An 18,205-nucleotide genomic window follows, 5' to 3' on the forward strand; every position below is an offset into this window, starting at 1 on the left:
CAACTCCGTCAGGAATGCGGCGGATGTGGTGCGTTCTCAATAAGGGCAGCAGCCCAGTTGACCGTCCACTGGGTGGCCGTTGTGCCGTTGCCGTCCACCGTGTTCGAGGCGTACAGCGCGTGCACGGGATTGCCCGCCGAGCGGATCAGCGCGGCGATGCTGCCGAGCACATTGAGCGGATTGAGGGCCTCGCGCGGCGCGTCGCAGATCATGTCGCCGGGCGCGCAGATGGAGTACGTCCGCGATGCCAGTGTGCCGAAACCGCCGGGACGCGGACCCGTCATGCTGATGCCGGGCACGTTCACACCCTTGAGCGCCACCTCGGCGCCCTCCCCCGCGGGCGGCGGATCACCGATCTCGGTGGGTTGACCAGGACCGGTGGCGGTGCGGCGGCCGTCGGCGATCACCGTCACGCCGAGCACATTGGCCTCCGGGACCGGACCGTTGCCCGCGCCGATCTGGGCGGCGATGTCACCGGCGATCACGCCACCCTGGGAGAAGCCCGCGATCACGAAATTCGTCAGCGGGCATTCCTTGTGCCGCTGGGCCAGGATGTCGGTCGCCCGCGCGGTGCCCTCGGTGCGGCTGTTGTTGTAGGAGGCCTGACCGTCCGGCGGGATCGCGATCGGGTTCGAGAACTGGGCCACGTACGGAACCGTGTACACCTCGAGCCGGTTGTCCGGGAACTGCTGCCGCAAGGGCCCGGACACGCTGAGCATCAACGAGATCGGGTTGGCCGTCGGGTTGTACGGATCGTCGTTGCTCGACGACTCCCACGTGCCGGGAATCGAGAGCAGCATCACATCGGGACACTCCGCCGACTGCGACGTCGGCGGCGGCTCGGTGGGCGGGGTGCCCGGCGGGGTTTTCAACCGTCCCGCGAGCAGGTACCACAGCAGCACGATGACGATGACCGCCAGGACCAGCACCGCCAGCACGGTGAAACACCCCGCAGGCCAGAACCTGCGAGAACCTCGCGTCGGTCGGGGCGTCACTAGCAGTAGGTCGAGTTCGCGGCGGCGATGTAGATCTGCGCTGCCTGGTTGACATCCATCTTCGACGCGTCGAAGGACGGGTCGGTGCCCGCCATCGCGGCGACGAAGGTGGCGATATCGGCGTCACTGGCGCCGGTGCCCTTGGTGGAACAGATGTAGGAGGCGGTGGTGATCGCGGTGGTCTGATCACCGGGGGTGATGCCGTTCTTGGCCAGCTCGTCGAGGAACGCCTTGTCCTTGCCGGTCGCGGGGGCGGCCGCGGTGGTCTGCGGGATCGGCGTCGGCGTCTCGGCGGACGCGCTGGTCTCGGTGCTGGTCGGGGCCTCGGCGGGCGGCTCGATGACGACCGGTGGCGTCGTCGTCGACTTCGCGGCGGCGCTGGACGACAAAGTGGGCGTCTGCGACGCGGTCGAGTCGTTGCCACCACAGGCGGACAAGAGGGCGACGGCGGCCAGCGCCGCGACCGATCCGGCTACCTTGCCAGTGATCCGATGCATGAAGATGTTCCTCGATCGTTCGTCAGGGAAGCGGTCGCAGACCAGGCTAGCCGGACAATCGGCGTCACCGGGTACCGCGCAGGTGTTGCTCAGAGAGTTCTCAGCCCGAGATCACACCCCGTGAACTTCGGATTTGCCGTCTCGCACGACGATGAACCCGGTCTGGAAGTTCTGCTGGATTCCGCCCGGAACGGCGAACTCGTCGCTCACCGGATACCCGAGCCTGCCGTTCTCGAACCCCTGCGCGCCCCAGGCGTCGGCGAGCGCACCGTTGCGCACCGACCAGGCGCCCGAGAGCGGACTCCAGTAGATGTTGCCGCCCTCGAACCGGCTGAACCGCCCGAAGTCCTTCAGCGGCGCTTCGCCTGCCACGGGGAAACCGAGTGGGCTGTTCTCGAAGCCGAGCTGGCTGTACTTGTCCAGGATGAAGCCCTGCACCTGATGCGCGCCGGTGGCCGGACTGAAGAACATCGGACCGTGTTCGAAGGCCTGCACCGAGCCGTGCCGGCTGGGTGTGGGCGCTTCGGCGGCCACCGGGTAGCCGGCGGGCCCGCCTTCGAAACCCTGCTTGGCCCACGCGTCGAGGAACGCACCGCGCACCACCTGGGCGCCGGTCTGCGGGGTCCAGTAGATCGAACCACCCTCGAAGGTCTGCATGCGGCCACGCCCGTCGGGCAGGCCGCGATCGTCACCGTTGGGCAGGCCCAGCGGCGACGACGCGCCACCGATCCCGGCGTAGGTGCCGCCGATGCGCCCGGCCACCGCGTGTGTGCCCGTCGCGGCCGAATGGAACACCCGGCCGTTCATGAAGTCCTGCACGATTCCGGTGCCCGCCGGGTATTCGGCGGTCACACAGTTGCCCAGCCAGTTCGCGGCCTGCGCGACACCGGCGATCGCGCCGCCGAGGGCGCAGGTGGCGCCAGCGGGATCGGTGCCGAGCGCCGCGGCTGCCTGCGTCCACGACTGGCGCATCTCGAAATCCCAGTACGGCCACGTATGCGTGCCCGCGGGACGGTAATTCGCCTGCACCGGGATCGCCAGCTTCTCGAGTTTGGCGACGAAATTCTGGGTCGACAGCCGCGAGAGGATCTCCAACCCGGTGCCCGCCCAGTTCTCGCTCATCAAGGGCACTTCACCGAGCTGATCGTGGGTGCCCGCCAGCCCGCTGCCGCTGGAGACGTACATGCTCACGCCTTTGAGCTTGTCGGCCAACAGGTAGGGATCGTGGGCTTCCCACTCGGGGCTGCCGGGGGGACCCCACATCGCGGCCGCGTCGAAACCGCCCGCGTCCTTGTTGGCGAAGGTGATCGCCTGCGGCATCCCGAGTGTCGTGGTGGTGAGCAGGCCCGAATAGGAGGCCACGTATTTCATCAGGCCGGGATTGCGGCCCGCGAGATTCATCGCCGCGGTTCCGCCCATCGAAAGTCCTTGTACCCCACGCACCTCCGTGGTCCGCCAGTCACGTTCGAGGATCGGCGGGAGTTCCTTGGTCAGGAAGGTTTCCCACTTGTAGGTGAGGCCGTTGTCGGGTGCGAGCCAGTCCGAGTACCAGCTCGACTGACCGCCCACCGGCAGCACCACGTTCACGTTCTTGTCGGCGTAGAAACCCTCGGCGTCGGCGTCTTTGGTCCAGCCGTTCTCGTCGTCCTGCGCGCGCAGGCCGTCGAGCATGAGCATCATCGGGAATTTCGCGTCGGGGTTGCTGTTCCAGTCCCGCGCCAGCAGCATCTGCACCTGGATCGGGGTTTTCATCGCAGCCGAGTACACCCACAGCGCCACCCGCCGATCCGAGAGCCAGTCCACCCGCTGCACGGCCGAAACACCTGGCTGCGCCTGCGCGGGAACGGTGACGGCCGGTCCGAGCAAGGCCGCCGCCATGACCGCGATTCCGAGGATCCGACGCATCGGTGTCGAGACTCCACGATTTTTCATCACGCGACCCTCCTCATCCCGGAATTGGGACACAGCATCACCGTCGGTTGTACCGCAGCTCGCAGCGATAACCAGGGACGACACGCGAAGGGCGCGGACACCAAAAAGACCGGCCCACCCTGGGGGTGAGCCGGTCCTCGAAGTGTTGCTGAGCGGAAACTACTAGGCGCCCAAGGCATTCAGGATGTGCGGGCGTGCCTTCCACAGCTCGTCTTCCCAGTACTTCCACGAGTGGGTACCGGAAGCGCCGATGTCGTAGACGGCGTTGATACCGAGGGTGTTGAGACGACGCTGGAACGCCAGGGTGCTCACGAACGAGATGGCCTCGATGCCCATCGCGTTGGCGGTGTTGTAGGCACCACCGAGACCCGCCGGCTTGTCGTGCTGAGCGGGCAGACCGTTGGCCGAGGAGATGAACATCGGCAGGCCGCGCAGCTCGGGCGCGAACACCATCGGGTCCATCCGCAGCCACGCCGAACTCCACGGAGCGGCCATGGCGTCGACGTTGAAACGGCCCGCGTCGAGCATCATCACGCGGATGGCCTCACGCATGCCGGGGGCGCCCCAGTTCAGCGGGCCCGAGAGCGAGGACGCGTGCTTGAACTGATCGCGGTTCAGCGCGGCGAGGCGCAGCGCGGCCGGACCCGACATCGACAGGCCGAGCACCGCGTTGTTCTTGCGGGACACGCCGTAGCCCTCGAGGAAGGCAGGGAGCTCTTCGGTCAGGAAGGTCTCCCACTTGTAGGTGGTCTTCTGGCCGTTGGTGTTGCTGGCGGCGGTCCAGTCGGCGTACCAGCTGGACTGGCCACCGACGGGCATCACCAGGGTGACGTTGTCGCCCGCGAACTGCTGCATCGCGTTGGTCTCGAAAGACCAGGCATTGCGGTCGTCACGAGCGCGAAGGCCGTCGAGTAGGTAGAGGGCGGCGTTGCCACCGTTGCGGGCCCACTGGACCTGGACCTTCACGGGGCCCATCTTCGAGGGCACCATGAGTTCTTCGTAGCCACCGGCCGGCGCGCGCAGCACGGGTGCCGACACCGACGGTGCGGCGAGCGCGGTCGGGGCCGCTCCCGCGGCGATCGGCAGCACGAGGGCTGCAGCGCCGACAGCTAGAATTCGATTACGCCAACCACGAGATGCCGGCGCGACGGCCTTGCCGAAACGCATGTGAATTCCGCTCTCTTTCTGCTGTTATGGCATGCCAGACGCGTCTTGCCGCCTGCGACACGGCCCCGACAGCCCGGTCGATCAGACGGAGGAAACAACGATCTGGTCACACTTACGCTCGCTGGAGGATATTCGACCCACGAATTAACCGCAAGGGCAGGGACATTCGCGGCTGGCGCCGCTGGATTTTCGGCCCTGAGGGCCTCGAATCCGAAGGGCGATACTGCGCCTTCGGCGTTCCGTCTCGCCCTTCGGATCCGAGGCGGCCGAAAACCCGTGGTCGCTGAGCTGAGCGTGCGGCGCGGTCGGCTTATGTGCGAATTGTTCAGTCGCTTCGGTGGTCCGGACAGACCGAACCGGCGCCGAAAGTTTTACGGCGCCGGTTTGTAGTCAGCCGATGTTCGCGGACAAATCCGGGATCATCCGCAGCGCTTCGTCATTCCAGGTATTCCAGGCGTGGATGCCGAAGGCCGGGAAAGAGTAGTGGACGTTACGGGCACCGAGTGTCGCCATCCGAACTTCGAATGAACGGGTGTTGGCCAGCGCCAAGGCTTCCAGTGCCATGCCGTTCACGGTGGCCATGCTCGGTCCGTCGCTGCTCGTCGGCAGGCCTGAGCCCGCCGCTATCCACAGCCGGGTGTTGTTGCCTACCAAGTTGGGGGCGAACACGAACGGGTCCATCCGCAGCCACTGTGGACCCCACGGCGGTGCCATGGAGTCCACGTTGTAGCCGCCCGCGTCGAGCATCGCGATGCGAATGGCCTCGCGCATGCCCGGCGCCGAGATGTTCAGGTAGCCCGAATACGCACCGGCGAAGGAGAACTGGTCCGGGTGGTAGGCGGCCAGCGTGAGCGCGGCCGAGCCGCCCATCGACAGGCCGAAGACGCCGTTGCGGTTCGGGTTGAAGTTCAGGCGGGCCGACAGCGCGTTGCGCAGGTCGTTGGTGAGGAACGATTCCCACTGGTAGCGGTAGCTCTTGCCCGGTCCGCCGGACAGGCCGTTGGCCGCGCCGGAGCCGGACGAGGGCGCGCCCTGGCCGGGAATGCCGAAGAATTCGCTGGGCGAGTTCCAGTCGGCGTAGAAGCTGGACATGCCGCCGACGGGCATCACCACGTTGATATTGGCCGCGGCGAGCGCATTGGGGATATCGGTTTCGATCTCCCAGCCGTTGAGATGTTCCGGTGCGCGCATGCCGTCGAGCACGTAGACGACCCGGTTGGTGTTGCCGTCGGCCGCGCGCAGGATGCGCGACTTGATCGGGCCCATCCCGGAATCGACCCAGAAGTCGAAGGCGGCGCCGTTGAAGCCGGCCGAGGCGGGAGCGACACCGCCGGAAACAGCCGTCGCGATCGGAACGAGTAGAGCCATGGATACGCCCGCGGCCCAGCGCCGAGCCCACGATCCCGGGGCTGCGGTCTTCACGGGCCCACGCTTGCGGCGCAGTGTTCGCATTCGACTAGACCTTTCTCGCAGACCGAACGCGCAAATCCCGAGCTACGCAATCGGATCCCTCATCGGACGTCGCGCAGAACCAATCCAGGGCAAAACGGACGATTCAACCTCGACGCATGCTCACTGTGTATAAATCGGTGACGAATGGTCTACATGTTGCTGGAAAGTGACCCGAAGCACAACTCTCAGCCTAATTTGCGGCTGGCGCCGCGGTTCTCGGCGCTTAACTCCGCCTCTTCCCTCCCTCCGGGCACTCCTTCGTCGCACCCTCCGGTCAGTCCAGAGGCGGAGGCGCGCCGAGAACACCCAGGCGGACCTGGCCCAGGTGTTTGAACTGGGTCTAATTGGGGTCCGAACCCTCCCAGAACACGAAGCCGCCCGGTGCTGACGAGAGCACCGGGCGGGTTCTGGGGGTCTAGCGGTGTGACTAACCGATGTTCGCGGACAGGTCCGGGATCATGCGGTTGACTTCGGTTTCCCAGTTGCGCCAGTTGTGCACGCCGGTGATCGGGAAGTCGAAGTGGGCGTTGCCGCCGCCGAGGGTGGCCATGCGGACCTGGAACGCGCGGCTGTTCACCATCGCGAGCAGTTCCAGCGGCACGCCCTGGACGATCTCCATCGGGTTGGACACATCGCCCGCGCCGGGGATACCGCTGGCCGCGGAGACCCAGATGCGGGTGCCGTTGGCGACCAGGCGCGGAGCGAACACGAACGGGTCCATGTGGAACCACTGCTGGCCCCACGGCGGCGCCATCGCGTCGATGTTGAACGCACCGGCCGAGATCATCGCCACGCGCATGGCTTCACGCATACCGGGCGCCGAGATGTTCAGGTACCCGGAGAACGAGCCCGCGAAGCTGAACTGGTCGGGGTGGTAGGCGGCCAGCGTCAGGGCGGCGGAGCCACCCATCGACAGACCGAACACGCCGTTGTTGTTGGGGTTGAAGCCCAGCCGACTCGACAGCGCGTTGCGCAGGTGCGTGGTGAGGAAGGTTTCCCACTTGTAGGTGTTCTTCTTGCCTGCCACCTGGGTGGGCGCGACCGACGAACCGGTCATCGCCGAACCGGTCGCGGCGGAACCGGTGGAGCTACCACCGGAACCGGCGTCGAGACCGAAGTAGCTGCTCGGGGCGTTCCAGTCCGCGTAGAAGCTGGACTGGCCGCCGACCGGCATCACGACGTTGATGTTGGCGTCCATCAGGGCGCGGGCGACATTGGTGTCTTTTTCCCAGCCGCTGAGGTCGTCGCCCGCACGCATACCGTCGAGCGCGTAAACAACCCGATTGGTGTTGCCATCGGCCGCGCGGAAGATCCGCGACTTGATCGGGCCCATCTCCGAGTCGACCCAGAAGTCGAAAGCTGTGGGATCGAAAGCCGCGTTCGCGGTACCGACGGGACCGGTCACCGCCGCACCGATCGGCAGCACTACAGCCAGGGAGAGAAGCACCGATCGTTTGAGCCAGCCGGCTCCCCGGGCTCTGAGACGTCCGCCACGCATTCTGTTATGGGCCTTTCCTCGTGCGGTTCGCGCGGAACCGCGGTTGCAATGACCGCCGACTAGATACCGGCACACCAGTGCGCCGACGGGCCGTTCCTCCAGTGACCATATCGCTACACCCATAGCTTGGCGTTACCGAAAAGTGATTTAGCGGCGAACACCACAGAATAAGACCTGGCCAACCGGGGTACCTCATAGGTTCACCCGGCTGATCAGGCCGCTCAGCGCGGGGGTTCGGGGAATGGATCGACCAATCCGCAGCGCTGGATCTCGTACTTGGGGATCCGGTCGATCCGGTACTTCGAGAACGCCAGCGCATTGCGGAAGTTGTGCTTGAACCGGTCGAGGGTGAGCGGTTCACGCACCGAGACCATCAAGGCCTGGGTTTCCGGGCACGACATCGCCGTGCGCGCCTGGGTGACCCATTGCTCGTCCATGTACCAGGGCATCCACGGGTGGATGTCGACCATGCCCGAGTCGGCGACGACCCAGTCCGGCAGCAGGCTCTTGTCGTGACCGATGCGGCCGTCGGCGAGCCGGTCAGAGTGCGCGGCCAGCGGATAGGCCAGACCCATCGGGTCGATCACGCGGACGCTCAGCGGCACGTTCATGCTGGTCATGCCCAGGTTCAGGAAGTAGACCGTGTGGCCGGACCCCTCGGCGGGGATCGGCTCCGGTGGCGGATCGAGGTACCAGAACGTGAACGCGGGCGAGTTCAGCAGTAGGCCGCCCTTGGGGTTGGCGGCGATGTCGTTGACCATGGCCCGCATGCGCGGGTAGTCGAGGTAGTCCTCGGCCCGGATCGGGTGGTCCTTGCCGGTGTTGAGCACGTAGTAGATGCGCTCGTCGACGATGCCGGAGGGGCGGATCTTGGTGCCGGTCGTGATCGCGGTCGTGTTGGACGCGTACAGCGACCAGCCCGCCGAACCGAGCAGCGCGACCAACAGGGCCACGACCGACCAGTCCGACTTGCGGAAATGCAGCGGAATCGGAACCACAGCCACCGGCAGCAGCAGCAGGAACAGCTGGGTGAGCAGCATCCGCCCGTGCATGAAGTCGCCGCCGACGCGCACCGCGTACACGGTCAGCAGCAGGCCCGACCCCAGCACCATCACCACGACCGCGCTCGGCGACCGCAGCCACGCCCGGATTCCGGCCACCGAGAACTTCGGCACCGAGAAGCCGCGCGCGACACCCGCGATCACACCGGCGATCAGCAGCACGAGCAGCGGAATCCACAGGTAATACGGGCCGACCAGGTCCCACAGGTAGGTGGCGCCCTGACTCCACTTGGCGCCGCCCGCGTCCTTGGCGACCGCGGTGTTCGGATACGGCAGGCCGTAGTAGCCCATCCGCCAGATCTGATACCCCACCGGCACGACCCCGGCCACGAACACGATCAGCGCACGCAGCACGATCGGCCCGAACCGGAACTGCGGCATCGGCGCCAGGAAGATCATCCCGAGCGCGAGCACGCCGATCAGCGTGGCCTCGGGACGGACCAGCGGCGCGAGCCCGGCCAGGAAAACGAGCCCCAACAGCGAAGGCACGCGCACCACGGCGGCCTGACTCCACCGGATCATCAGCAACCACAGCAGCCCGACCCAGCAGATCACCAGGCCGCTCTCCAGCCCGGAGGTCGCGTAATCACGCGCGGGCGGCAGCGCGATGTAGACGAGCACACCGGCCGGAATCAGCAGCTGACCACTGGTTCCGCCCCACAGCCGCGCAGTGCCGACCATCGCGAAAACAACCGCGAGCACCGAAACCACCAGCGACACCCCGAGCACCACGTACTCGAGGCGGGCCTGGGTGAGCCAGGAGAAGAACCAGACCAGGTAGGTCCAGGCGGTGCTGGTGTTGGCCTCGACCCGCTCGTCGACATTGAAGACCGGGCCGTTGCCCGCGAGCAGGTTGCGGATCGTGCGCAACACGATCAGGCCGTCGTCGGCGATCCAGCGCCGATTCCACGCGCCCACCGTGAACAGCACGGCGGTGACGACCACCCCACCGACGAAGATGGCGCGGGACAGCACCGATTTACGCAGCTCTCTACGCGCCGACTCGTCGTCGCGTAGAGGTTCGTATTCGGTTGAATCCTGCTCCGCTACCAACATCTCGTCAGGTGAGATAGACAGCGACACCTACCGCTCCGATCCAGGCAATAGCGAGGAACTGCAGGATGCGGTCCCCCAACGCGATCTCTTCGGGTTCACCGGCCTCGCCACCATCGACGTCGACCGCGTAACGCAGGATTGCGATGGTAAACGGGATCATCGAGATCGAATACCACTGGGTGTCTCGAGCCGAGTCCTGCTGGAATGCCCAGAGGCCGTAGAACACCACGACCGCGGTGGCGGCGAGCGTCCAGATGAAGCGCAGGTAGGTCGGGGTGTAGTACTCGAGCGACTTGCGGATCTTGGCGCCGGTGTCGAGCGCGATCGCCAGTTCGGCGTAGCGCTTGCCCGCGGCCATGAACAGCGAGCCGAACGCCATGATCAGCAGGAACCACTGCGACAGCGCGATGCCCGCGGCCGCGCCACCGGCGACGGCGCGCAGCAGGAAGCCAGAGGACACGATGCAGATATCGAGCACGGCCTGGTGCTTGAGACCGAGGCAGTAGGCCAGCTGGATGCCGATGTAGATCGCCATCACCACGGCCAGATGCCAGGACGCCAGGAACGAACCGGCGATCGAACCGACCAGCAGCACCGCTGCCAGCGCGTAAGCCAGCTTGACAGGAACCACGCCCGCCGCGATCGGCCGGAAGCGCTTGGTGGGGTGCGCCCGGTCGGCGTCGACATCGAGCGAGTCGTTGACCAGGTAGATGCCGGAGGCCGCCATGCAGAACACGATGAAGGCGATCGCGACGTGCAGCAGGATGCCCGCGTCGCCGACCGCTTCCGGTCCGACGGCGAGCGGCGCGGCAAGCACCAGGACGTTCTTGACCCACTGACGTGGGCGCATGGCCTTGATGACACCACCGAGCAGAGTCTTCGGCGGGCCCTTCACAGCACCCTCGTCGAGGACGGCGGCGGACGGTTCTTCGCTCATCTGGGCCAAAGTTCTTTCAGTTGCGGTCACTGTCGGAGTCTCTTCTCAGCGGCTAGCACGGCAGCAGCCGACGCGGCCCCCAAAGCGGAACCGGCGATCACGTCGGAAGGGTAATGCACCCCGAGCACAACCCGGGACAGCAGCATCGGTGGGACGATCACCGCTGGCAAGGGTAGCCCGGTGAGCCGTCCGAGCAACACCGCCGCCGCCGTCGTGGACGTGGCGTGCGAGGACGGGAAGCTCAGTTTGCTCGGCGTCGACACGTTGACCTGCACCGACGGATCGTTGGGGCGTGGGCGCCGGACGATGCGCTTGATCACGATCGACGCGGCGTGCGCGCCCACCGCGCCCACCGCGACCCCGGCCCACTGCCGACGACGCGGCTTGTCGACCAGCCAGCCTGCCGCAGCGATGCCGACCCAGCCGAGCGCGTGCTCGCCGAAATGCGACATCCCGCGCGCGGCGGAGACGACGGCCGGGCTGGTGCCGATGGTGCCCTGCACGGCGTTGAGGATCGCGACCTCGACCGGGACCTCTTCGTAGTCGCCGCAGCAGCCGCCACCGCAGCAACCGTCGTCGGCCATCTCGATTTCGGGCAGTTCGGTGTCGGTCACTTCGTCGTTCCGTTCAGGCCGAAGGTTTTCTCCCACGCCGCCGTGCTGGTGAGCTCGGCGTGCGCGGCCCGGTAGCGCTGCTGCATCTCCGGGAAGCGGGCGGTGAGTTCCTTGCGCAGACGCAGGGCTTCCTTGAGCAGGTCGCGGGCCTGGCGCGGGTCGCGCTTGCGGTAGACGACGCCGCGCCCGTCGGCGGTGGTCACGGTGACACCGTCGACCTGCGAGAGCAGGTACCAGCGCGCGTCCAGGGTTGGCACGTTGAGCTGCGGGGTCTCGTAGGTGGCCGGGTCGGCCTTGCGGAAGTTGTGCACCACGCCCTTGGCGAGGCGGGCGACCTTCGCGATGGGGTTGCCCGGTTCGCCGACCGCGCCGACGCCGTGGCGGTTGGCCAGGGGTAGTTCGGTGGACGACGGCACGACGACCGCGTCCGGGAACTCCTTGCGCATGGCGTGGATCTTGCCGAGCGCGGTGGGGAGCATGTCGTGCAGACCCTCGGGTCCGGCGAGGAAGTCGCGGATCGCCTCGTTCTGGATGGCGACCGTCGAATATTCCAGGCAGAGAAGGTGTTTCAGCGTCGCCTTGACCGTGTTGACGATCATCGGCTTGCCGTCGCCGGGCAGGTACATCGAGGCGACGACCAGGCGGTTGCGCAGGTGGAAGTAGGCCTGCCAGTCGATGGCGTCGTCCTTGTCGGACCAGGCCATGTGCCACACGGCCGCACCCGGCAGGGTCACCGTCGGGTAGCCGGCTTCGCGGGCGCGCAGACCGTATTCGGCGTCGTCCCACTTGAGGAACAGCGGCAGCGGCTGCCCGATTTCCTCGGCGACCTGACGCGGGATCAGACAGGTCCACCAGCCGTTGAAGTCGACGTCGATGCGCCGGTGCAGCAGCTTGGAGTTGTCGCGATCCTTGAGCGGGTTCTTGGAGAAGTCGTGGTCGTATTCGACGTTGGGCGCGGCGCCCCACATGAAGATGCTGCGGTCGATGACCTCGCCCATCACGTGCAGGTGTGAACGTTCCTGCAGGTTGAGCATCTGCCCGCCGGTCAGCACCGGCGACTTCGCGAACCGCGAGAAGGCGAGGGCGCGCAGGATCGAGTCGGGCTCGATCTCGATGTCGTCGTCCATGTAGGCGATGAACTCGGCATCGGTCGTCTTCAGCGCCTCGTACATGACCCGGCTGTAGCCGCCGGAACCACCGAGGTTGGGCTGGTCGTGGATGGCGAGGCGATCACCGAGAATGCTTGCGGCTTCGGCGAATCCGGGCTCGTCGACCACCTTGCGGGTGCCCTGATCGGGGATGATCACCGCGGCGATCTTCTCCAGCACGAGGGGGTCGGAGCCAAGTGCCCCAAGGGTTTTCACCGCGTCGGTGGGGCGGTTGAACGTCGGCATGCCGACCGCGATGGTCCCGTTGCCCGACGCTTCCTGCGGTGCGTAGTACCCACCGGCGAGCAGTGTGACGGCGGTGTCGGTGGTGATGTCGAACCAGATCCAGCCGCCGTCTTCGAACGGGCCCAGATCGGTTTCGAACTCCACGACCACCGAGTCCGCGCCCTGCGCGACGGCGAATTCCTTGCCCTGCACGTGAATTCGCGAGCCGTCAGCCTTGGAGCGGTAGACGTCGGCGCGGCCGTGCCCGGCAAGTTCGAGCCGCAGCACGACCGACTTCAGAACGCTCCACCGACGCCAGTAGCTCGCGGGCAGCGCGTTGAAGTAGGTGCAGAACGACACCTCCGACTCCGCGCCGATCGACAGCGCGGTCCGGCTGGTGGCGTGTGCGCGGCGGGCGTTGGTGGTGGATTCCTCCAGGTAGAGGGTCCGCACGTCCAGGGGCTCGCCCGGGCGCGGCAGGATGACGCGCTGCAGCAGCGAGATGGCGCGGGTTTCGGTCTGCACGTCTTCGAGCATCGCCTTGGTCATGCCTCGTCCACCAGCGGCGCGCCGGATTCCAGGTGCGGGCGCAGGACATTTTCGAACATGGTCAGCGCCGAACCGATCGCCATGTGCATGTCCAGGTACTGATAGGTGCCCAGTCGGCCGCCGAACAGCACCTTTTTGGTGGCGGTTTCCTTCTTGGCGCGCTCGCGGTAGGCCAGCAGCTTGGCGCGGTCGTCGGGGGTGTTGATCGGGTAGTACGGCTCGTCGCCGGTCTGCGCCGAGCGGGAGAATTCGCGCATGATGACCGTTTTGTCGGTCGGGTAGTCGCGCTCGGGGTGGAAGTGGCGCGGCTCGATGATGCGGGTGAAGGGGACATCGGCGTCGTTGTAGTTCATGACGCTGGTGCCCTGGTAGTCACCCTGTTCCAGCACCTCGGTCTCGAAATCGATGGTGCGCCAGCCCAATTCGCCTTCGGCGTAGTCGAAGTAGTGGTCCAGCGGGCCGGTGTAGACCACGGGTGCGTCCGGGTTGGCGGCGACGATCTCGTCACGCACGTCGAACCAGTCGGTGTTCACCCGCACCTCGATGAGGTCGGAGGCGGCCATGTTCTCCAGCCACTTCGTGTACCCCTCCTTCGGGAGGCCCTCGAAGGTGTCGTTGAAGTAGCGGTTGTCGAAGTTGTAGCGCACCGGCAGGCGGGTGATATTGCCCGCGGGCAGCTCACGCGGGTCGGTCTGCCACTGCTTGGCGGTGTAGTCGCGCACGAACGCCTCGTAGAGCGGACGGCCGATCAGTGAGATCGCCTTCTCCTCGAGGTTCTGCGCGTCACCGGTCTCGACCTCGGCGGCCTGCTCGGCGATCAGCGCCTTGGCCTCTTCCGGCGTGAAGTACCGGCCGAAGAACTGCGAGATCAGCCCGAGCCCCATCGGGAACTGGTAGGCCTGCCCCTTGTGCATCGCGAACACCCGGTGCTGATACCCGGTGAACTCGGTGAACTGGGTGACGTAATCCCAGACCTTCTTGTTCGACGTGTGGAACAGGTGCGCGCCGTACTTGTGGATCTCGATACCGGTCTGCGCCTCAGGCTCCGAATAGGCATTACCACCCAGGTGGTAGCGGCGGTCGAGCACCAGCACCCGCTTGCCCAGCACGTTCGCCGCACGCTCGGCGACGGTCAGCCCGAAGAAACCGGAGCCGACCACGATCAGGTCGTACCGGTTTGCCGGTGCATTGGAATCTGCGTTGACGGAGTTACCCTCAGGCGATGCGGCGGTCACGGGTGCCCAGCGTATCGGAAGACCGCAAATTGTCCCGGTGGAGTCACCTATCGGGCCCTGACCAGGACATATCCACCTGCCCTCAGCCAGCGCCCGGTCGACGGCGACGCCGGGATCAAGGTGACCGAGGCGACGACAGCGTCGGCGACGTCGAAGCCTGGTGTCAGTACTGCGGGTATTGCTGGTGGCCGCCCTGCCGACCGGCCCGAATCCAGCGGCCCGTAGACGGAGCAGCTGCCATCACGAAGATCAGCAGGGGAATCGCGCCGACGATGGCAAGCCCGACGAGTGTGGCCGGGGTGGTTTGCCAGCCGTATTCGTTACGGTTTGCCGCGATTCCCGCTGCCGCCGACAACCCGAGGCCGATCAGGCTGATCGACGTGAGGAGGATGAGCAGAACCCGGCCTGCGGTCTTGCGCCGGAACAGCAAGATGGAGCCGAGCAGTAGCAGCAGGGCTGGCGCCGAGCCGATCGCCAGGGCGATCAGTACTCCTTCGCGGCCCGCTTCGTCGCTCGCACTCGTGGCCTCGGTGCTCAGCAGAATCGCCAGGCCGAGGCCGACACCGCCCAGGGATACCAACGAGAGCAGCAGTGCGAACAACGCGGCAGTGATGGCGGTGCCGCCACCGGCCCTGGGCTGGCCGTAGCCGGGGTACGGTGCCGCGCCGTAAGCCGGTGCGCCGTAACCGTTCTGGACGGGCGCACCGTACGGCTGCGGGTAGCCTTGCTGACCGCCGTACGGGTCGTGCCCGTAACCGGGCTGCGCGTACCCCTGCCCCGCGTACGGATCATGCCCCTGCTGCGGGCCGTACGGATACCCCATGATGTCCCCTCCTAGCGAGCTGTACCTGTAGCCGATATCTCGTGTGCCGGCCCCGCGGCGATGCTGACCTGCTGAAACTATACGTTCGGTCCGACAACATCTTCCGGGCGAGCGAGCGTGTAGGCGGCGGTCCATGGCATGGCCGCCGGCAACAGCACGATCCCACCGAGCAGCGCGCTCGAAAGTGCCGCCGCCCAACTGTGATTCACCATCGATGTCACCGCACCGGGTACCCCGCCGAGGCCGATCAGAATCGAACGGAGGACGGATTCGTCGGCGAACCAGTGGATCCCGTACCCGGAGTCGTAGTTCACGAGCGTGGCGAGCAGACCGATCAGCCCGAGGGCCAGCTGCGCGGCCGCGGCGACGACGATCACCCATCGCCCGGTCTCGTCCCGGCGCGCCAACAGCCAGCCGCCGTAAACGAACGCGAACACCGACACCAGCGCGCCGAGCGTGGCGGACATCGCCAGCGAGTCGTCGAGTTCGCCCGGGTCGCTCAGGAACGACCGCACCAGAACCACGGCACCCACCAGATTCGCCAACGCGGCGACCCCCGCGAGGCACACGACGATAATCGCCGCCACCTCACCGCTCTTCGACTTCGTCTCCAGCACGACCATCCCCCGACCGTAGCGCCATCGACCGCGCCGTACCGAGTTCGAGCGAATGCGCGTCGAACCGACCGCTACCGCGTGATGGTCCAGCGCCGTGTCGGCTCGCTCAAACTGAGCGCGAGGATCACCACATTGAGCACCAGCCACCCGTCCAACGGCCCGAACCGCCACCCGTGACTGGCCCCGTTGAGCACGACGACCAGCAACGTCGCCCCCGCCATCACCGCCGCCACAGTGATCAACATGCGCCTGCCGACCATCCGCCGCCGCAACAACAGCACCGCCCCGAGCAGATACACCACCCCGAGCCCGCCGACGATCCCCGCACCCACGTAATCGAGGTCGAGCTCGCGCCCGACCGCCCGCAGCGCCGAGGTCGCCGTCCCGACGACGATCCCCGCGGCACCGACCAGCACCCCGAGCCAGCCCGCGATCACCCCGGTCACCGCCCGCGAAGCCCGCTCCGGCCCCACCTGTTCCACCACTGCCCCCGCTAACTGTCGACGTCGCCGTCAGTTATACGGCGCAACCGGCGGACGCGGGTGTTCAACAGTGTGACCTGGGCATTCTTGCCTTCAGGCGGGATGGGCGGCGGCGTAGGCGCGGAACGCTTCGAGGATGTACTCGGCGACACCTTCACCGTGCACGTCGTAGTTCTTCCGGAAGCGCGGATCGGCGACATACATTTCGCCGAGGCCGACCAGGTATTCGTTGGTCACCGGCCTACCTTGTGTGCCGTCGCCGAGCCACACCCGGTGACGCGCGACGATCGCCTGAACTTCCTCACCATCAACGGAAAGCCCTGCGGCTGCGGCCTTTCCGAAGTCAGCGGCGATGTCGAGCTGGGTCTGCTGGAAGGCCTTCTTGTCGTCTTCGGTCAGCGAACGCCACCAGCGGTCGCCGCTCTCGTAGGCGTCCTTACCCCAACGTTCGGTGACTTCGTCCTTGTACTGCGTGTGGTCGAATCCGTCGAAAACCTCTGCGGCCATGAGCGGTTCACCTCTTTCTGTCTTGCGCAATGTGGTCGACACCGATTCGATCTGCCGCGCCACCCGATCCTGTTGTTGCCGAAGCAGTTCCAGGTGGGTGCGCAGCGCACCGGCGGTGTCCTGTTCACCGGCGAGGACCTCGGCGATCACGGGGAGGCCGAGGCCGAGTTCGCGCAGCAGCAGGATTCGCTGCAGTCGAACGAGGGAGGTCTGGTCGTAGTAGCGATACCCGTTGGCCCCGATCCGGCTCGGCTCCAACAGCCCGAGCTGGCCGTAGTGGCGCAACGTTCGACTGGTGGTTCCCGCGGCTTTCGCGAGGTCCTGAATGGACCATTCACCCACCATGACCTGCTCCCTTTCTCGTCGGTATCTCCACTCTGCAAGTTGACGCTACGTCAATGTCAAGCGTTCGCGGGAACTCGCGCCGGAGCGCCCGCGATCGGATCGGTCGAAGTTCCGATCGCCCGCGGCGGGATCTGACCGAGCACGGTGCCCGTGAGGGCGACACCGAAGCCGACGATTTGCAGTGCGGTCAGCGCCTGCCCCAGTGCGATCCAGCCGATCACCGCGGCCGACACGGGGCTGAGCAGAGCGAGGAAGACCACCGAAGTCGCTGGTACGCGCGAGATTCCGCGGAACCACAGCCAGTAGGCCAGTGCGGTGCCGATGATGCCGAGGTACAGGTAGCCGCCGATGGCCTCCGCGTCGAACGCGGGCGGCGCGCCTTCGATCACCAGGGCGAGCGGCGCGATGAGCAGCCCGCCCGCGGTGAGCTGCCAGCCGGTCATGGCCAGCGGGCCGACACCCTCGGGGCGGCCCCACTTCTGGGTGAGCACCGTTCCCGCCGCCATCGACGCCGCACCCGCGAGCCCGGCGAGCACACCGATCAGGTCGAGTTCGGCGGTGCCACGGAGCACGACCAGCGAGACACCGACCACGCCGACCACACCCGCGATCGCCTTGCGCCTGGTCGGCGTCTCGGCCAGCAGGACAGCGGCGAAGCCGAGCGCGAACATCGGCGCGACCGCACCGAGCACCCCGGCGACGCCACCCGGCAGCCGATACGCGGCCAGGAACAGCAGCGGGAAGAACACCCCGATATTGAGCACGCCGAGCACGGCGGCTCGGCCGATCCACTTGCCGTGCGGCAGCACTCTGGTCAGCGCGAGCAGCACCAAGCCTGCGGGGAGGGCGCGCATGAGCGCGGTGAACAGCGGCCGGTCGGGCGGTAGGAGTTCGGTGGTCACCGCGTAGGTGGAGCCCCAGACGATGGGGGTGAGTGCCGTGAGCGCGAGGGTGCCCGCGTACGTCGAGCGGGTTGCGGTCGTCATGTTCACTCCTGATTGATAATCTCAACATTGAAATATCTACTCGCGAGGTATCTCCGCGTCAAGTAGATGAACGTTAAGA

At 66.6% G+C, this 18,205-nt stretch carries 16 protein-coding genes; all 16 read right to left on the bottom strand.

Going from position 1 to position 18,205, the window contains the following annotated elements:
* Positions 1-8: 8 nt before the first annotated feature.
* On the bottom strand, positions 9-1,001 hold the full coding sequence (locus ACFWUP_RS20060; protein ID WP_379236527.1) for a cutinase family protein: 993 nt from the start codon (positions 999-1,001) through the stop codon (positions 9-11).
* Positions 995-1,492 carry a DUF732 domain-containing protein gene (locus ACFWUP_RS20065; protein ID WP_379236371.1) on the bottom strand — a complete coding sequence of 166 codons (498 nt, stop codon included), beginning with the start codon at positions 1,490-1,492 and terminating at the stop codon, positions 995-997. The genes ACFWUP_RS20060 and ACFWUP_RS20065 overlap by 7 nt, the downstream gene beginning before the upstream one ends.
* Positions 1,493-1,603: 111 nt before the next feature.
* Complete coding sequence (locus ACFWUP_RS20070) at positions 1,604-3,424, bottom strand: alpha/beta hydrolase-fold protein (protein WP_379236529.1); 1,821 nt, start codon at positions 3,422-3,424, stop codon at positions 1,604-1,606.
* A 162-nt stretch (positions 3,425-3,586) separates the two neighbouring features.
* A complete protein-coding gene (locus ACFWUP_RS20075; protein ID WP_379236373.1) occupies positions 3,587-4,591 on the bottom strand; it encodes an alpha/beta hydrolase in 1,005 nt (334 codons plus the stop codon).
* Positions 4,592-4,981: 390 nt separating this feature from the next.
* The gene (locus tag ACFWUP_RS20080) at positions 4,982-6,043 is read right to left on the bottom strand and encodes an alpha/beta hydrolase (RefSeq protein WP_379236375.1); all 1,062 of its coding nucleotides are present in this window, start codon (positions 6,041-6,043) and stop codon (positions 4,982-4,984) included.
* A 427-nt stretch (positions 6,044-6,470) separates the two neighbouring features.
* Positions 6,471-7,541, bottom strand: a complete 1,071-nt coding sequence (locus ACFWUP_RS20085; RefSeq protein ID WP_379236377.1) for an alpha/beta hydrolase — start codon at positions 7,539-7,541, stop codon at positions 6,471-6,473.
* Between the two features lie 221 nt (positions 7,542-7,762).
* A complete protein-coding gene (gene zomB, locus ACFWUP_RS20090; RefSeq protein WP_379236531.1) occupies positions 7,763-9,658 on the bottom strand; it encodes a flagellar motor control protein ZomB in 1,896 nt (631 codons plus the stop codon).
* Positions 9,659-9,662: 4 nt separating this feature from the next.
* Positions 9,663-10,595 carry a decaprenyl-phosphate phosphoribosyltransferase gene (locus tag ACFWUP_RS20095; protein WP_379236379.1) on the bottom strand — a complete coding sequence of 311 codons (933 nt, stop codon included), beginning with the start codon at positions 10,593-10,595 and terminating at the stop codon, positions 9,663-9,665.
* 26 nt (positions 10,596-10,621) lie between these two features.
* A complete protein-coding gene (locus ACFWUP_RS20100) occupies positions 10,622-11,179 on the bottom strand; it encodes a phosphatase PAP2 family protein (RefSeq protein ID WP_379236533.1) in 558 nt (185 codons plus the stop codon).
* 26 nt (positions 11,180-11,205) lie between these two features.
* Positions 11,206-13,131: a glycosyltransferase gene (locus ACFWUP_RS20105; RefSeq protein ID WP_379236381.1), complete on the bottom strand. Its 1,926-nt coding sequence runs from the start codon at positions 13,129-13,131 to the stop codon at positions 11,206-11,208.
* On the bottom strand, positions 13,128-14,366 hold the full coding sequence (gene glf, locus ACFWUP_RS20110) for a UDP-galactopyranose mutase (protein WP_379236383.1): 1,239 nt from the start codon (positions 14,364-14,366) through the stop codon (positions 13,128-13,130). The genes ACFWUP_RS20105 and glf overlap by 4 nt, the downstream gene beginning before the upstream one ends.
* Positions 14,367-14,529: 163 nt before the next feature.
* Positions 14,530-15,189 (bottom strand): hypothetical protein, encoded by a 660-nt coding sequence (locus ACFWUP_RS20115; protein WP_379236385.1) that lies wholly within the window; start codon positions 15,187-15,189, stop codon positions 14,530-14,532.
* A 77-nt stretch (positions 15,190-15,266) separates the two neighbouring features.
* A complete protein-coding gene (locus ACFWUP_RS20120) occupies positions 15,267-15,812 on the bottom strand; it encodes a hypothetical protein (RefSeq protein ID WP_379236387.1) in 546 nt (181 codons plus the stop codon).
* A 65-nt stretch (positions 15,813-15,877) separates the two neighbouring features.
* Positions 15,878-16,288, bottom strand: a complete 411-nt coding sequence (locus ACFWUP_RS20125) for a hypothetical protein (protein WP_379236389.1) — start codon at positions 16,286-16,288, stop codon at positions 15,878-15,880.
* A 93-nt stretch (positions 16,289-16,381) separates the two neighbouring features.
* A complete protein-coding gene (locus tag ACFWUP_RS20130; RefSeq protein ID WP_379236391.1) occupies positions 16,382-17,140 on the bottom strand; it encodes a MerR family transcriptional regulator in 759 nt (252 codons plus the stop codon).
* A gap of 56 nt (positions 17,141-17,196) precedes the next feature.
* Positions 17,197-18,126 (bottom strand): EamA family transporter, encoded by a 930-nt coding sequence (locus tag ACFWUP_RS20135; protein ID WP_379236393.1) that lies wholly within the window; start codon positions 18,124-18,126, stop codon positions 17,197-17,199.
* Positions 18,127-18,205: the final 79 nt, after the last annotated feature.

It is taken from the genome of Nocardia sp. NPDC058658, from assembly GCF_042716665.1.
GTDB lineage: Bacteria > Actinomycetota > Actinomycetes > Mycobacteriales > Mycobacteriaceae > Nocardia.

Bases quoted from the DNA above. Each gene is read 5' to 3' on its own strand.
- ACFWUP_RS20065 (WP_379236371.1), bottom strand. From the start codon at position 1,492: ATGCATCGGATCACTGGCAAGGTAGCCGGATCGGTCGCGGCGCTGGCC.
- ACFWUP_RS20070 (WP_379236529.1), bottom strand. From the start codon at position 3,424: ATGAAAAATCGTGGAGTCTCGACACCGATGCGTCGGATCCTCGGAATC.
- ACFWUP_RS20075 (WP_379236373.1), bottom strand. From the start codon at position 4,591: ATGCGTTTCGGCAAGGCCGTCGCGCCGGCATCTCGTGGTTGGCGTAAT.
- ACFWUP_RS20080 (WP_379236375.1), bottom strand. From the start codon at position 6,043: ATGCGAACACTGCGCCGCAAGCGTGGGCCCGTGAAGACCGCAGCCCCG.
- ACFWUP_RS20085 (WP_379236377.1), bottom strand. From the start codon at position 7,541: ATGCGTGGCGGACGTCTCAGAGCCCGGGGAGCCGGCTGGCTCAAACGA.
- zomB (WP_379236531.1), bottom strand. From the start codon at position 9,658: ATGTTGGTAGCGGAGCAGGATTCAACCGAATACGAACCTCTACGCGAC.
- ACFWUP_RS20095 (WP_379236379.1), bottom strand. From the start codon at position 10,595: ATGAGCGAAGAACCGTCCGCCGCCGTCCTCGACGAGGGTGCTGTGAAG.
- ACFWUP_RS20100 (WP_379236533.1), bottom strand. From the start codon at position 11,179: ATGGCCGACGACGGTTGCTGCGGTGGCGGCTGCTGCGGCGACTACGAA.
- ACFWUP_RS20105 (WP_379236381.1), bottom strand. From the start codon at position 13,131: ATGACCAAGGCGATGCTCGAAGACGTGCAGACCGAAACCCGCGCCATC.
- ACFWUP_RS20115 (WP_379236385.1), bottom strand. From the start codon at position 15,189: ATGGGGTATCCGTACGGCCCGCAGCAGGGGCATGATCCGTACGCGGGG.
- ACFWUP_RS20120 (WP_379236387.1), bottom strand. From the start codon at position 15,812: ATGGTCGTGCTGGAGACGAAGTCGAAGAGCGGTGAGGTGGCGGCGATT.
- ACFWUP_RS20130 (WP_379236391.1), bottom strand. From the start codon at position 17,140: ATGGTGGGTGAATGGTCCATTCAGGACCTCGCGAAAGCCGCGGGAACC.
- ACFWUP_RS20135 (WP_379236393.1), bottom strand. From the start codon at position 18,126: ATGACGACCGCAACCCGCTCGACGTACGCGGGCACCCTCGCGCTCACG.